At 64.9% G+C, this 15804-nt stretch carries 11 protein-coding genes; all 11 read left to right on the top strand.

Annotated features, from left to right (window positions below; translation table 11 throughout):
• The first annotated feature begins 194 nt into the window (after positions 1-194).
• The 11 genes from F6X39_RS31595 to F6X39_RS31545 all read left to right on the top strand — a co-directional run bounded on the left by F6X39_RS31595 (position 195) and on the right by F6X39_RS31545 (position 15646).
• Entirely contained in the window at positions 195-674 is a 480-nt protein-coding gene (locus F6X39_RS31595; RefSeq protein WP_187619496.1) for a hypothetical protein, read from the top strand.
• A gap of 179 nt (positions 675-853) precedes the next feature.
• Positions 854-1831 (top strand): magnesium/cobalt transporter CorA, encoded by a 978-nt coding sequence (corA, locus tag F6X39_RS31590; protein ID WP_184049320.1) that lies wholly within the window; start codon positions 854-856, stop codon positions 1829-1831.
• A 315-nt stretch (positions 1832-2146) separates the two neighbouring features.
• The gene (locus tag F6X39_RS31585; protein WP_184022717.1) at positions 2147-3121 is read left to right on the top strand and encodes a sugar ABC transporter substrate-binding protein; all 975 of its coding nucleotides are present in this window, start codon (positions 2147-2149) and stop codon (positions 3119-3121) included.
• A gap of 293 nt (positions 3122-3414) precedes the next feature.
• Positions 3415-5007 carry a sugar ABC transporter ATP-binding protein gene (locus tag F6X39_RS31580; protein WP_187619495.1) on the top strand — a complete coding sequence of 531 codons (1593 nt, stop codon included), beginning with the start codon at positions 3415-3417 and terminating at the stop codon, positions 5005-5007.
• The gene (locus tag F6X39_RS31575) at positions 5007-6098 is read left to right on the top strand and encodes an ABC transporter permease (protein ID WP_187619494.1); all 1092 of its coding nucleotides are present in this window, start codon (positions 5007-5009) and stop codon (positions 6096-6098) included. The genes F6X39_RS31580 and F6X39_RS31575 overlap by 1 nt, the downstream gene beginning before the upstream one ends.
• Positions 6099-6353: 255 nt before the next feature.
• Positions 6354-7397, top strand: coding sequence for a LacI family DNA-binding transcriptional regulator (locus F6X39_RS31570; protein WP_187619493.1), 1044 nt, complete (start codon positions 6354-6356; stop codon positions 7395-7397).
• Positions 7398-7483: 86 nt separating this feature from the next.
• A complete protein-coding gene (rbsK, locus tag F6X39_RS31565; protein WP_184022721.1) occupies positions 7484-8413 on the top strand; it encodes a ribokinase in 930 nt (309 codons plus the stop codon).
• 357 nt (positions 8414-8770) lie between these two features.
• Positions 8771-10561: a methyl-accepting chemotaxis protein gene (locus F6X39_RS31560; protein WP_187619492.1), complete on the top strand. Its 1791-nt coding sequence runs from the start codon at positions 8771-8773 to the stop codon at positions 10559-10561.
• A 375-nt stretch (positions 10562-10936) separates the two neighbouring features.
• On the top strand, positions 10937-11698 hold the full coding sequence (locus F6X39_RS31555; RefSeq protein WP_187619491.1) for a 2-keto-4-pentenoate hydratase: 762 nt from the start codon (positions 10937-10939) through the stop codon (positions 11696-11698).
• A gap of 591 nt (positions 11699-12289) precedes the next feature.
• Complete coding sequence (locus F6X39_RS31550; protein ID WP_184022724.1) at positions 12290-14212, top strand: PrkA family serine protein kinase; 1923 nt, start codon at positions 12290-12292, stop codon at positions 14210-14212.
• A gap of 162 nt (positions 14213-14374) precedes the next feature.
• A complete protein-coding gene (locus F6X39_RS31545; protein WP_184022725.1) occupies positions 14375-15646 on the top strand; it encodes a YeaH/YhbH family protein in 1272 nt (423 codons plus the stop codon).
• Positions 15647-15804: the final 158 nt, after the last annotated feature.

Below are 15804 nucleotides of genomic sequence, written 5' to 3'. Positions count from 1 at the left end.
CGCCGCGCCATGCAAGAGGCGCGGCGCCCGAGCTCCGTGCGCCGTGGCTGGCGGAATGTCCGCGCGTTGCTATGATGCGCAACGATCATGCGTACGAGCGTACCGTGTCCGCCGAACCGGCGGACACGGAGCGACGACCCACACCGCGCAATCGGAAACTCGGGCCACAATCGAGAGCACACGGGAGAACCAGCATGCCGATGCGCCTGTCTTGCCGCTGCCGAGCCGCACGGATGGCCGGGTCCGCACGCTGCGCCGCGTTGGCCGCATGCGTCGCGCTCAGCGTGCTCACGCTGGCCGGCTGCGCGTCGACGCCGGCCGAGCCGGTACCGTTCAAACCGGTGCCTGCCGAGCGCATCGTCAGACAGGGCTATACCGCGCCGGGCCCCGGCCTCGTCGCGGTGGACGTGCGGCGCGAGCGTTCGCGCGACGTGATCGTGCGGTTCCGCGATGCGCTCGTCTATATCGACGGCGAGCGCGTGACCGACCTGATGAACGGCGAGCACGTGGTGTTCTATCTGCCGCCCGGCCCGCATCGGATCGGCGTATCGACGCAGTTCGATCCGGTCATCGAGCTGAACTTCGTCGTGACGGCCGACCCGCGCTACACGAACCGCGCCTCGGTCACGTTCAACGACGATCACCGCATCGGCCTGCAGCGGGTCGCGCAGTAGCCTGTCGTCGAGCATTAACAATTGGAAACGCGCGGCTCACGCGGCGCGTCTTAACATGGCGGCTGATTCAAGCCGGCTGGAAGCGTGCTTGTCCGTTCATGCAGACCCGTCGACCGTCTTACGCAATGCTTACGTGAGAGGGTGGCGAGGTCTGCTTTTGTATGCAAGGTAATCCGAACATGCTGATCAATTGCGCCGCCTATCAGGACGGCCGGAAACTCGCCGACATCGATATCGACAGCATCAGCGACTACGTCGCGCGGCGCGAGTGCTTCGTCTGGGTCGCGCTGAAAGATCCGGAGCCCGAGGAACTCGCGGCCATGAAAGACGAATTCAATCTGCACGAGCTCGCGATCGAAGACGCGCAACACGGTCATCAGCGCCCGAAAATCGAGGAGTACGGCGATTCGCTGTTCACCGTGATGCACACGGTCGAGATGGACGAGCAGGGCGAATTCGTGATCGGCGAAGTCGACGTGTTCGTCGGCAGCAACTATGTGCTGTCGGTGCGGCGCGGCACGCGCACCGGCTTCAAGAGCGTGCGCGCGCGCTGCGAGCATGAGCCGCATCTGTTGAAGGAGGGCTCGGCGTTCGTGCTGTACGCGCTGATCGACGATGTGGTCGACCGTTATTTCCCGGTCGTGGAGGCGATCAGCACCGAGCTCGAAATGCTCGAGGACCGCATCTTCGAGAAGAACGATTCGGCCGCCTCGCGCGCGATCGTGCAGGACCTGTACACGATGAAGCGCCGGCTCGTGATCCTCCAGCACCATATCGTGCCGCTGCAGGAAGCGGTCGGCAAACTGACGGGCGGCCGCATTCCGAGTGTTTGCGCAGGCATGCAGGCGTACTTCCGCGACGTCTACGACCACCTCGACCGGATCGTCAGAACCATCGAGGGGCGCCGCGAAATCGTCGTCACGGCGGTGCAGGTGAACCTCGGCATGATCTCGCTCGCCGAGAGCGAAATCACCAAGCGGCTCGGCTCGTTCGCGGCGCTGTTCGCGGTGCCGACCATGATCGCCGGCATCTACGGGATGAACTTCGAGCGCATTCCCGAGCTGCATTTCAAGTTCGGCTATCCGGTCGTGCTGGCGGTGATGCTGGCGATCGACTTCGTGCTGTACCGGCGTTTTCGCAAGGCCGGCTGGCTGTAGCCGGTGCACCGTTTAATTTCCTCGGGGTTTCACTTGCGGCGCGCGCGATACCAGGCCAGCATAAGCGGCCTGTGGGTCGCGCCGCACGCGACGCACAGGCGTCATCGACTGCACGAACTGAGCGAGGGAACCTTGCCACACGCTGTCCGGATCGATCGAGCGCATTGCGGCGGCGCAGATGTTGCGCGCCGGTGCGTTGCAACACCGCGAATCGTTGACATTCCGAAGAGCTTGCGCTGAGAATGGGCCTCGCAAACGTTTGCGCATCACAAAAAATACGGCTCGCCCGCGAGCCTGACAACCTTGGAGATACGCATGAGCCATCGAACCCGTCGTCGCATTCTTGCCGCCGCAGTTCTCGCCACCGCCTCCGCCGTCCTGCCTTTTTCCGCCGCCCACGCGCAGAACGCCCCGGCTCATAAGCCGAAGGTCGCGCTCGTGATGAAGTCGCTCGCCAACGAATTCTTCCTGACCATGGAGACCGGGGCGAAAGACTATCAGAAGCAGAACCCCGGCAAGTTCGACCTGATCACCAACGGCATCAAGGACGAAACCGACACCGCCAACCAGATCCGCATCGTCGAGCAGATGATCGTGTCGAAGGTCGACGCGATCGTGCTCGCGCCGGCCGATTCGAAGGCGCTGGTGCCGGTCGTCAAGAAGGCGGTCGACGCGGGCATCATCGTCGTCAACATCGACAACCGGCTCGATCCGGACGTGCTGAAGTCGAAAGACCTGAACGTGCCGTTCGTCGGCCCCGACAATCGCAAGGGCGCGCGGCTCGTCGGTGACTACCTCGCGAAGCGCCTGAAGGCCGGCGACGAGGTCGGCATCCTCGAAGGCGTGTCGACCACCACCAACGCGCAGCAGCGTACCGCGGGCTTCAAGGACGCGATGCAGGCAGTCGGCGCGAAAGTCGTGTCGGTGCAGTCGGGCGAGTGGGAAATCGACAAGGGCAACGCGGTCGCATCGGCCATGCTCAACGAGTATCCGAACCTGAAGGCGCTGCTCGCCGGCAACGACAACATGGCGATCGGCGCGGTGTCGGCCGTGCGCGCGGCCGGCAAGCAGGGCAAGGTGCTGGTGGTCGGCTACGACAACATCAACGCGATCCATCCGATGCTGAAGGACGGCCGCGTGCTCGCCACCGCCGACCAGTTCGCGGCGAAGCAGGCCGTGTTCGGGATCGATACCGCGTTGAAGGCATTGAGCGAAAACAAGAAGCAGTCGCAGCTGTCGGGCGTCGTCGAAACGCCGGTCGTTCTGGTGACGAAGGACACCCTGAAGTAAGCGCGCCGCGCCCGGCGTGAAGCACGAGCCGGGCGCTGCCGGAAAAGTGCGCGAGAAGCGGTAAAAATCGCCACGAATTATGCGGATAGCGTGTTTTAGAGGCAAACGACCACCCGGTGATCCGCTTTTCTTCAACGAACGCTCAAGAATCCCGCCGCACCGCCGTTAATCCCAGAGATAAGCGTCATGACGGCGGCTCGCGTGGTGAGAGGGAGCGCGGCCGTGAGCAGCTGTGCATTCCGCGCAATGGGGCGCCACGAAGGCGCCAGAAGCGCCATGCAACCAGGAGCGCGATGGATTCGACCGACCACGACGCCTTGCCTGTCGTACTGAGCGTCAGCGGCATCGGCAAGACCTATGCCGAACCGGTGCTCGCCGACGTATCGCTGTCGCTGCGGGCGGGCGAGGTATTGGCGTTGACCGGCGAGAACGGCGCGGGCAAGAGCACGCTGTCGAAGATCATCGGCGGGCTGGTCGAGGCGAGCGCGGGCACGATGCGGCTTGCCGACGCGCCGTACGCGCCCGCGAGCCGCACCGAGGCCGAGGCGCTCGGCGTGCGCATGGTCATGCAGGAGTTGAATCTGCTGCCTACGCTGTCGGTCGCCGAGAATCTGTTCCTGAACCGGCTGCCGCGTGCGGGCGCGTTCAGCTTCGGCTGGATCGATCGCGGCAAGCTGCGCGAGAACGCGCGCGAGGCGATGACGCAGGTCGGGCTCGACGCGATCGATCCCGACACGCTGGTCGGCGAACTGGGCATCGGTCATCAGCAGATGGTCGAGATCGCCCGCAACCTGATCGACGACTGCCGCGTGCTGATCCTCGACGAGCCGACCGCAATGCTGACCGCGCGCGAGGTCGATCTGCTGTTCGAGCAGATCGGGCGGCTCAAGGCTCGCGGCGTCGCGCTCGTCTATATCTCGCACCGGCTCGAAGAGCTGGCGCGGGTCGCCGAACGGGTCGCGGTGCTGCGCGACGGCCGCCTCGTGCATGTCGACGCGATGGCGAACCTGACGAGCGAGCAGATCGTCACGTGGATGGTCGGCCGCGAGCTCGGCGAGCATATCGATCTCGGTGAGCGCAACATCGGCGCGCCGCTCCTGAAAGTGGAGCGGCTCGCGCGCGGCAAGGTCGTGCGCGACGTGTCGTTCGAGGTGCGCGCGGGCGAGATTTTCGGTGTGAGCGGACTGATCGGCGCGGGCCGCACCGAGCTGATGCGGCTCATCTACGGCGCCGACCGCAAGGACGGCGGCAGCGTGTCGCTCGCCGCGACGCCGGGCGCGCCGCCTGCGCCGGTGCCAATCGACTCGCCGGCGGACGCGGTACGCGCGGGTATCGCGCTGATCACCGAAGACCGCAAGGGCGAAGGCCTGCTGCTGCCGCAACCGATCGCGGCCAACCTGTCGCTCGGCAATCTCGGCAGCGTCGCGCGGCACGGCCTCGTCGACGCGAAGCGCGAGAACGCGCTGGCGCACAAGCAGATCGCCGCGATGCGGATTCGCAGCTCGGGGCCCGCGCAGGTTGTCGGCGAGCTGTCGGGCGGCAACCAGCAGAAGGTCGTGATCGGCCGCTGGCTCGCGCGCGACTGCCGCGTGCTGTTGTTCGACGAACCGACGCGCGGCATCGACGTCGGCGCGAAGTTCGATATTTACGGCCTGATGGGCGCGCTCGCTCGCGACGGCCGCGCGCTCGTCGTGGTGTCGAGCGATCTGCGCGAACTGATGCTGATCTGCGACCGGATCGGCGTGATGTCGGCGGGCAGCATGACAGGCGTGTTCGAGCGCGCGAGCTGGAGCCAGGATGCGTTGCTCGCGGCTGCGTTCGCCGGCTACCGCGGCCGTGACGCGCTGCTGCACACGCACGGCGTCAACGAAGCAGGGAGTCTGTGATGACCGATCAATCGTGGCGCGAGGCGGCGGGTGTCAAACAGGACGGCCAGTTGGACGGCCAGCAGGACGGCAAGCAAGGCGGTGCGCCGGACGCGCCCGCCGTGACGCCGCCCGCCGATCCGTCGGCGCCGCTCGCGAGCGGCAAGCCGGCCGGCACGCGGCTCGGCTTTTCGAACTACCTGGGCCTCGCCGGCGCGCTGCTCGCGATGATCGTGCTGTTCTCGCTGCTGAGTTCGCACTTTCTGACCTACGACACGTTCAGCACGATCGCGAACCAGATTCCGGATCTCGTCGTGATGTCGGTCGGCATGACCTTCGTGCTGATCATCGCGGGGATCGATCTGTCGGTGGGCTCGGTGCTCGCGCTCGGGGCGTCGGTGGTCAGCGTGGTGACGCTGAAGTGGGGCTGGGGGCCAGCTGCCGGCGCGCTGCTCGGGGTCGCGGTCGCGGCGCTGACCGGTACCGTGACCGGCGCGGTGACGGTGGGCTGGCGAATTCCGTCGTTCATCGTGTCGCTCGGCGTGCTCGAGGCGGCGCGCGGCATGGCGTATCAGATGACCAATTCGCGCACCGCGTATATCGGCGATGCGTTCGATTTTCTGTCGAACCCGATCGCGCTTGGCATCTCGCCGGCCTTTCTGATCGCGGTCGCGGTGATGGTGATCGCGCAGCTGGTGCTGACGCGCACGGTGTTCGGGCGCTATCTGGTCGGGATCGGCACCAACGAGGAAGCGGTACGGCTCGCGGGCGTCAATCCGCGGCCGTACAAGGTGATCGTGTTCGCGCTGATGGGCGCGCTGTCCGGACTCGCGGCGCTGTTCCAGATCTCGCGGCTCGAGGCGGCCGATCCGAATGCGGGTGTCGGCCTGGAGCTGCAGGTGATCGCGGCGGTCGTGATCGGCGGCACGAGTCTGATGGGCGGGCGTGGTTCGGTTATCAGCACGTTCTTTGGCGTGCTGATCATTTCGGTGCTGGCGGCGGGCCTCGCGCAGATCGGCGCGAACGAGCCGACCAAGCGCATGATCACCGGCGCGGTGATCGTGATCGCGGTGGTGCTCGATACGTACCGCAGCCGTCGCAAACGCGCCTGAGGTGGGAGCCGCCGCGCAACGATGACTGACTGCATGGGATCGGAGTAAGCGCTAAAGCGCTAACTCCGTTCGACCGCGATGAAACTGCATGGGACCGGAGTAAGCGCTAAAGCGCTAACTCCGTTCGACCGCGATGAAACTGCATGGGATCGGAGTAAGCGCTAAAGCGCTAACTCCGTTCGACCGCGATGAAACTGCATGGGACCGGAGTAAGCGCTAAAGCGCTAACTCCGTTCGACAGGAGAGCAACAGGTTATGACGACGATCAAGGATGTGGCGGCGGTGGCGGGCGTGTCGTTCACGACGGTATCGCACGTCGTGAACAACTCGCGGCCGGTGTCGGCCGATGTGCGCGCGAAAGTCGAGCACGCGATCCGTCAACTGCACTATGTGCCGTCGGCGGTCGCGCGCTCGCTGAAGGCGCGCGCGACCGCGACGATCGGACTGGTGGTGCCGAACAGCACGAACCCGTATTTCGCGGAGCTCGCGCGCGGCATCGAGGACGGCTGCGCGCGCAATGGCTACTGCGTGTTCTTCTGCAACTCCGACGATGACCCCGCGAAACAGCGCAACTATCTGCGCGTGCTGCAGGAAAAACGCATCGACGGGTTGATCGTCGCGTCGGCCGGCGACGACGCCGTGCTCGCGCAGGCGCTCGCCGACGCGCGCGAGCCGCTCGTGGTGGTGGACCGCAACATCGAGGGAGTCAGCGCGGATCTCGTGCAGATCGATCACGAGAAGGGCGCGTATCTGGCCACCCGTCATCTGCTCGAGCTCGGGCATGTGCGGATCGGTTGCATCACGGGGCCGGTGCAGACCGCGGTCAGCGCGATGCGGGTGCACGGCTTCATTCGCGCGATGGCCGAGCGTGGCATCGAGATTCCGGCCGATGCGATCGTCGAAAGCGATTTTTCGGGGACGGGCGGACATCGCGCGGCCGCGCAGCTGTTCGATACGATCAGGCCGTCGGCGATTTTCGCGGGCAACGACATGATGGGCATCGGCGCGTTGCGCGCGGCGGCGGAGCGCAATATCAGCGTGCCGCGCGATTGCTCGATCATCGGTTTCGACGATATCGAGCTGGGCCGCTTCACGTTCCCGTCGCTGTCGACGGTCGGGCAGTCGGTGCGCGCGCTTGGCGACACGGCCGCGCAGACGCTGATCGCCCGGATCGCCGAGGCGTCGTCGAACAGCACCGCGCGGGCGCCTGCGCGCCGCCGCGTGGTGTCGCCGCGGCTGATCGTGCGGGAGTCCACCGCGACATGGGCGGGCGAGGAACGGCGGGATCTGGCGGCCTGATGCGCCGGATCAAGGACGCATGAGGGGCGCTCGAAGGACGCGCGCGCAATGGCGACGCGACCCGTCGCGCAACGGAGGACACTCGAGTGGCAAGCAACCCAACGCGCGCACGCGTCACGGTGGTCGGTAGTCTGAACATGGACCTCGTGGTGCGTTCGCCACGCCTGCCCCAACCGGGCGAGACGCTGGCCGGCCGCGGCTTCGCGCAGGTCGCGGGCGGCAAGGGCGGCAACCAGGCGGTCGCGGCCGCGCGGCTCGGCGCGCAGGTGTCGATGCTCGGCTGCGTCGGTGCCGATGCGAACGGCGCGCAGCTGCGCGCGGGCCTCGAAGCGGAGCGCATCGACTGCGCCGCGCTCGAAACCGGCAGGGAGCCGAGCGGTGTGGCGCTGATCGTCGTCGACGATGCGAGCCAGAACACGATCGTGATCGTCGCGGGCAGCAACGGCGAGGTCACGCCGGCCACCATCGCGCGACACGAAGCGACGCTCGCCGCCGCCGCCGTCGTGATCTGTCAACTCGAAACCCCGCCCGAATCGGTGCGCGCGGCGCTGGCGGCGGCGCGGCGGCTCGGTAAGACCGTGATCCTGAATCCGGCGCCCGCCACCGGCCCGTTGCCGGCCGACTGGCTGCCGCTGATCGACTACCTGATTCCGAACGAACTCGAAGCCGCCGCGCTGAGCGGTCTCCCCGTCGACTCGCCCGAGGACGCCGCACGGGCCGCCGCCGCATTGCGCGCGGCCGGCGCGCGCAACGTGCTGGTCACGCTCGGTGCGCGCGGCGTGCATGCGTCGCTCGAAGGCGCGGCCGCGACGCTGTACGACGCGCCGCGCGTCGAGGCGGTCGACACGACCGCGGCCGGCGACACCTTCATCGGCGGCTTCGCGGCGCAGCTCGCGCAGGGCGCGAGCGTCGATGCGGCGATCCGCTTCGCGCAGCGCGCCGCCGCGCTATCGGTGACGCGCGCGGGCGCACAGCCATCGATTCCGACGCGCTCCGAGGTCGACGCATTGGACTGATGCCGCGGCGGCATTGGCACCGCGCACGCTGCCTGATCGAACTGTCCCGCCACCGCTTCGGGCGACTCCGAACGGCTCGCATCTCCACCCATTCCCGCCGCCAAACCGTCAAAAATCGTGCTTTGACGAATATCGCCGCGTTTCCCTGCGCGCCGCGAACACACTCATTTCCAGTCAAGTTGCTTTCAACGTCTTACAACGTCTTTGTTCATACCTTTTAAATGCTTCAAGTCTATGAGTGCGCTGCCGTAAACGGAAATTAGAGCGCTCTTTCAAAAAAGCGCCGGACCCAACACACGCCGCTCCCACGCTGCGTAGGCAGCAGCCTCTCATTGAGTACAGCACACAGGACCAAGCATGTTGAATAAAGGCATCACGATCAAGGCGCGAATTGGTCTCACGATGGCGTTCCTCGCCGCGTTGCTGGTTGCGATCGGCGTTTTCGGTCTGTTCGGCATGAGCCGTTCGAACGACGCCTTTGAGGACACGTTCACCAACGCGATGCCGAGCGCGGTGAACATCGGCAACGCGGAAATCTACGCGGCGCGCGAACGACTCGCGCTCGACCGCGCCGCGTTCCTGGTCGGCACACCGGAAGCGGCCACCACCATCGAGCGCGGGCGCATGCTCGGGGGCACGTCCGACATGTGGTGGAAGAAATATCTCGATCTGCCACGCAACGCGGACGAAGACCGGCTTGCGCAGGACGTCGCCGCGAAGCGCAACGCGCTGCATCAGCAACTCGAAACGTTCGCGGCGACGATCACGGCGAACGATCAGGGCAAGCTGGTCGAGGACGCGAAGAATCTGCAGGTCGTCTTCAACGACCTCGTCGGCGCCGACGACGCGCTGCGCAAATACCAGTTCGATTCGGCCAGGCAGGGCTACGACTCCGCGCAGAGCAGTTTCCAGACGTTCCGCGTGGTCAGCATCGGTGCGCTGGTGGTCGGCGTGCTGGCGGCGGCGCTGTCGTATCTGACGCTGAGCCGCGCGATCGCGCGTCCGCTCGACGAAGCGCTCGGCCACTTCGATGCCATCGCGGCCGGCGATCTGCGTCGTCCGGTGATCGCGACATCGCGCGACGAAATGGGGCAACTGCTCGAAGGAATCGCCAGAATGCAGCGCAGCCTCACCGAAACGGTGCGCAGCGTGCGCGGCGGTAGCGAGTCGATCGCGACCGCGACGCGCCAGATCGCGGCGGGCAACATCGACCTGTCGTCGCGGACCGAGGAGCAGGCGTCGGCGCTGCAGGAAACCGCCTCGAGCATGGAGCAGCTGACCGGCACCGTGCGGCAGAATGCCGACAACGCGCGCCAGGCGAGCGCGCTCGCGGCCAACGCGTCCGAGATCGCCAACAAGGGTAGCGCGGTGGTCGGCCAGGTGGTCGGCACGATGGGTGACATCAACCAGAGCTCGGCGAAGATCGCCGACATCATCTCGATCATCGAAGGCATTGCCTTCCAGACCAACATCCTCGCGTTGAACGCAGCCGTCGAGGCGGCGCGCGCCGGCGAGGAGGGGCGCGGCTTCGCGGTCGTCGCGGGCGAGGTGCGCAGCCTCGCGCAGCGTTCGTCGGCGGCGGCCAAGGAGATCAAGGAGCTGATCGATACGTCGGTCGAGCGCGTGCAGTCGGGCTCGGCGCTCGTCGACGAGGCCGGCCGCACGATGAGCGAAATCATCGGCGCGGTGCAGCGCGTGACCGACATCATGGGCGAGATCGCGGCGGCGTCGGAGGAGCAGAGCGGCGGCATCGACCAGGTCGCGCGCGCGGTCACGCAGATGGACGAGGTCACGCAGCAGAATGCGGCGCTCGTCGAGGAAGCGGCCGCTGCCGCGTCGTCGCTCGAGGAGCAGGCGACGCGGCTGCGCAGCGCGGTCGCGGTGTTCCAGGTCGACGACAGCGGCCGTGGCGGTCACGAAGCGGCGTCGGCGCTTGCTGCGCCGAAGCGCCCGGTGTCCACGAGCCCGGTCGCTACACGCGCACGCAAGCTCACGCCGGCTACCGCGCAGGCGGCGTTGCCGGCGAAGGCATCGATCCCGGCCGCGGCCGCTGTCGCGCCGCCGGTAGCGGCCGCGTCCACGCCCACGCGCGCGCCGGCCAGGTCCGCGGCGACGGCCGGCAGCGATCAGGATTGGGAGACCTTCTGAGCTGGCTCGGATTCAGGTGTACATGGGCGGCGGCGCTGTCGTGCCTCAGGTGAGCCGAGACGCGCCGTGCGGCGCAACAGCCGTTCCCGTTCCCGTTCCCGTTCGCTAGCTGTCCGGCATCCGCGTCGCACCCGCGACGATCGCTTCGCGAAAAGCCGCGCCTGGACACCCCATGCGCGGTTTTTTTTCAGCTCCGGCAAGAATTAACGTTTGCGCGCCGCCGCCTTTCACCGGCGCGTGTCGCGATCCGGTACATTGACGGGCACGGCCCCGATCCGTTTGCGCGGCGCGCGGCTGCCCGCACCTCCAACAGGTGGTTCCCACATATTGCTACGTCCTGCGAACCCTGCCATGCGCCAGCCACAAAGAACCGACATGACGCGATACGATCTTGCGCAACGCCTCGTCGAGGCACGCCGGCAGCGCCGGCCGATCGACGCGCCCGCACCCGACAGCCTGCCGCCCGACGCGGCGACCGCCTACGCGATCCAGCAGGCGGTGATCGTGGGCCTCGGCGAGTCGACCGGCGCGTGGAAGATCGGCGCGAAGTCGCCGGGCGGCGCCGCGTCGGGCGCACCGATTCCGGCCTCGCTGGTGATGCCGTCGCCAGCGAGGCTCGCGCATGACGGCTTCTTTCGCGTGCTGGTGGAGCTCGAGATCGCGTTCCGCTTCGACGTGACGATCGAGCCGCGCGCTCAGGCGTATGCGCGCGACGAGGTACTGTCGAAGCTCGGCGCCGTGCTGCCGGCCATCGAGATCGTCGACAGCCGCTTCGCCGAATGGCCGAACGTCGCGCCGCTCGCGCAGTTGGCCGACGCGCAGAACAACGGCGCGCTGATCACCGGCCATCCGGCCGTCTATGCGAGCCTCGCGCGCGGCTTCGACTTCGTGTCGCCGGAACTGGAGCTGAGTTTCAACGGCCGCTCGCTGATACCGGAAGTGACCGGCAATCCGGCAGGCGATCCGCGCGAGCTGCTCGTGTGGTTCGTCAACCATTGCGCGGCGATGGGCATCACGATCGAGCGCAACTGGACCTTGACCACCGGTTCATACGTCGGCGCGCACAAGATCGACGAACCCGGCATCGTGCGTGGTCATATCGACGGATTGGGTGAAGTGGAAATTGAACTGACCTGATCGATGCTGCGGCGCTTGTAACCGCAAATTACAACGCTTGATTCCAAACGGCTGCCCGCGTGCAGCCGTTTTTATTTTGGCGAATTTGAAACGGTGGCAGTCTTTGAATCGTCAACCTGTTCGAATGCATTTGTTGCAACTTTGCCGCGTCCTTCCGTATACACCTATGAGAGCGCCGCGAGTTCGTCACGTGCATGCTTTTTGTGACGAAGTGTGCGTGCGCAGACAGCCGCATTTTGGTGGCGGGTCGACGGTGCGGGTACGGGATGTGCAATAGCAACGCGGTGACTTGACGCGATGCCGCGGTCCGGCGAAGTCCTGCAGGAGCACTGAATAGCGATACGGTGCTGAACAAAGTAGCGATACAGCGGTGCAGCAGATGACGTGATTGGTTGCTGCGTGAGTAAAAAAAATTGTAGGTGGTCGAATCTCTGATTCCAGGTGAGGATTGTAGGGTGGCGGTTACGGCGCGATTTTCGCAACGTAGTCCGTGAAAAAAAATTTAAAAGGGTTTAGGATGAATTCGAGCGATGTCGTTTCCGAATAGCGCGCCGCGCACGACATCGCCCCAGACTTCGGCGAGGAGGTAGCATGGATATCTACAGCAGTTTCGCGACCCGCTTCGAGAAAACACGGGAGGACGAACTCTCGCTCGAGGAGTATCTCGCGCTCTGCAAAGACAATCCCGCCGCGTACGCCACTGCGGGCGAACGCATGTTGACGGCAATCGGAGAACCGGAACAGATCGACACTCGCAACGATCCGCGTTTATCGCGTATCTTCGCGAACAAGGTCATCAAGGTATACCCCGCATTCCGTGAATTCTACGGAATGGAAGAGGTGATCGAGCAGGTGGTCGCCTACTTCCGGCATTCGGCCCAGGGGCTCGAAGAAAAGAAGCAGATCCTGTATCTGTTAGGACCGGTCGGCGGCGGCAAGTCGTCGATCGCGGAACGTCTGAAGCAACTGATGGAACGCGTGCCGTTCTATGCGATCAAGGGCTCGCCCGTCAACGAATCGCCGCTCGGTCTGTTCGACTACGAGGAAGACGGTCCGATCCTCGAAGAGCAATATGGCATTCCTCGTCGCTACCTGCGAGGCATTCTGAGTCCGTGGGCGGTCAAGCGCCTGCACGAGTACAACGGCGACATCCGCAAGTTCCGCGTGGTGCGCCGCTATCCGTCGATCCTTCGCCAGATCGCTATCTCGAAGACCGAACCAGGCGACGAGAACAATCAGGACATTTCGTCGCTGGTCGGCAAGGTCGACATCCGCAAGCTCGAACAGTACGCGCAGGACGATGCCGACGCGTACAGCTACTCGGGCGGCCTGTGCCTCGCCAATCAGGGCCTGCTCGAATTCGTCGAAATGTTCAAGGCGCCGATCAAGGTGTTGCACCCGCTGCTCACGGCGACCCAGGAAGGCAACTTCAAGGGCACGGAAGGCTTCGGCGCAATTCCGTTCGACGGCATCATCCTCGCTCACTCGAACGAATCGGAATGGAAGGCATTCCGCAACAACCGTAACAACGAGGCACTGCTCGACCGGATCTTCGTCGTCAAGGTGCCGTACTGCCTGCGCTATAGCGAAGAGGTCAAAATCTACGAGAAGCTGCTGCGCAACTCGTCGCTGGCCAACGCGGTGTGCGCGCCGGGCACGCTGAAGATGATGGGGCAGTTGTCCGTGCTCACGCGTTTGCACGAGCCGGAGAACTCGAGCCTGTTCTCAAAGATGCAGGTCTACGACGGCGAGAATCTGAAGGACACGGACCCGAAGGCGAAGTCGTATCAGGAGTATCGCGACTTCGCGGGCGTCGACGAAGGCATGACCGGCGTGTCGACCCGCTTCGCGTTCAAGATTCTGTCGCGCGTGTTCAACTTCGACTCGACCGAGGTCGCGGCCAATCCGGTGCATCTGATGTACGTGCTCGAACAGCAGATCGAACGCGAGCAGTTCCCGCCGGAAACCGAGCAGAAGTATCTGTCCTTCATCAAGGACGTGCTCGCGTCGCGCTATGCGGAGTTCATCGGCAAGGAGATTCAGACCGCGTACCTGGAGTCGTACTCCGAGTACGGTCAGAACATCTTCGACCGCTATGTCACGTATGCGGACTTCTGGATCCAGGATCAGGAGTTCCGCGACCACGACACCGGCGAGAGCTTCGACCGTGCCGCGTTGAACGCCGAGCTGGAGAAGATCGAGAAGCCCGCGGGCATCAGCAATCCGAAGGACTTCCGCAACGAGATCGTGAATTTCGTGCTGCGTGCGCGGGCTGCGAACGCGGGCAAGAACCCCGCGTGGATCAGCTACGAGAAGCTGCGCGTCGTGATCGAAAAGAAGATGTTCTCGAACACGGAAGAGCTGTTGCCGGTGATCTCGTTCAACGCGAAAGGCTCGGCCGAAGAGCAGCGCAAGCATGAAGACTTCGTCAATCGCATGGTGGCGAAGGGCTATACGCCGAAGCAGGTGCGCTTGCTGTGCGACTGGTATCTGCGCGTGCGCAAGTCGTCATGATGCGCGCATGATACTCATGGTGTGCCGCCCGTACGGTCCGACCGTACGGGCAACCGGCGAGGCGCAAGCCGCATAGCATTGCACTGCGCGGCGGGCGTCTCGCGCACCCGAAATATTAGTGCGGCCGCAGGGAATCGCGGTTGCATGGACGGGAGACCGGGCGTGCTTCATCAAATCATCGACCGCAGGTTGGCAGGCAAGAACAAGAGTATTGCGAACCGTGAGCGCTTTTTGCGCCGCGTCAAAAACTATATTCGTCGTGCCGTTTCGGAGGCGGTGCGCGATCGCAGCATCAAGGACATCCAGAACACCCAGAGCATCACCATTCCGCGCAAGGACATCGCGGAGCCGTCGTTCCGTCATGGACCGGGCGGCCGGCGCGAGATGGTGCATCCCGGCAACTCGGACTACATCCGCGGCGACAAGATCCAGCGCCCGCAAGGCGGCGGTGGCGGCGGCGGAGGCAGTCAGGCCAGCAACGAGGGCGAGGGTCAGGACGACTTCGTGTTCGAGCTGAGCCGCGAAGAGTTCATGCAGTATTTCTTCGACGACCTCGAACTGCCGCGTCTCGTCAAGACCCATCTGATGGCCGTGCCGACGTGGAAAAGCGTCCGCGCGGGCTGGGCCGCGGAGGGCACGCCAAACAATATCGACGTGGTGCGCTCGTTGCGCAGCGCGCTCGGCCGGCGCATCGCGCTCGGCGCGCCGCTCGTCAACCAGTTGCACGAAATGGAGCGGCAACTGGAAGAGTTGAAGGCCGATCCCGCCGATCGCCGCGACGAGATCAAGCTGCTCGAGGACGACATCCACCATCTGAAAGGACGCATCTGGCGGATCCCGTTCATCGATCCGTTCGATCTGCGCTACGTGAATCGCGTGAAGCAGCCCACGCCGTCGAGCCAGGCGGTGATGTTCTGTCTGATGGACGTGTCCGGTTCGATGGACGAGCAGCGCAAGGATCTCGCGAAGCGCTTCTTCATCCTGCTGTACCTGTTCCTGAAGCGTAACTACGAGCGCATCGAAGTCGTGTTCATCCGCCACCACACGCGCGCCGAGGAAGTCGACGAAGACACGTTTTTCCACTCGACCGAAAGCGGCGGCACCGTGGTGTCGAGCGCGCTCGAACTGATGCGCAAGGTGATGGACGAGCGCTATTCGCCGACTGAATGGAACATTTACGGCGCCCAGGCGTCCGACGGCGACAACTGGACCGACGACTCGCCGAAGTGCCGCAAGATACTCTCGGATGACATCCTGGAGAAGGTGCGGTATTTCGCGTATATTCAGGTGACGCCCGAAGAGCAGAATTTGTGGCTCGAATACGCGCAACTGGCGCTGTCGCAACCGCACATGGCGATGAAGAAGGTCGAAACCGCGGCCGATATTTATCCGGTGTTTCGCGAGTTGTTCGAGAAGCAGGCGGCGACTTCTTGATGGGATACTGGTGGCGCACGAAGCGCCTGAACGACGAAGCGCGCGGCGATTCGTACGACCAGGGTAACCCGCCGTATGCCCGCGCCGCAGCGCAACAAAGGCGTGCCGCAGCGACAGTCGGGGCATGCCGAGGCAGGAGCGGCCAGCACGGGAGCCGC

The organism is Paraburkholderia sp. UCT2, assembly GCF_014397665.1.
GTDB classification, from domain to species: Bacteria; Pseudomonadota; Gammaproteobacteria; order Burkholderiales; family Burkholderiaceae; genus Paraburkholderia; species Paraburkholderia tuberum.
The sequence above is the reverse complement of the archived record's forward strand: the minus strand, read 5'-3'. Positions and strand labels throughout refer to the sequence as shown.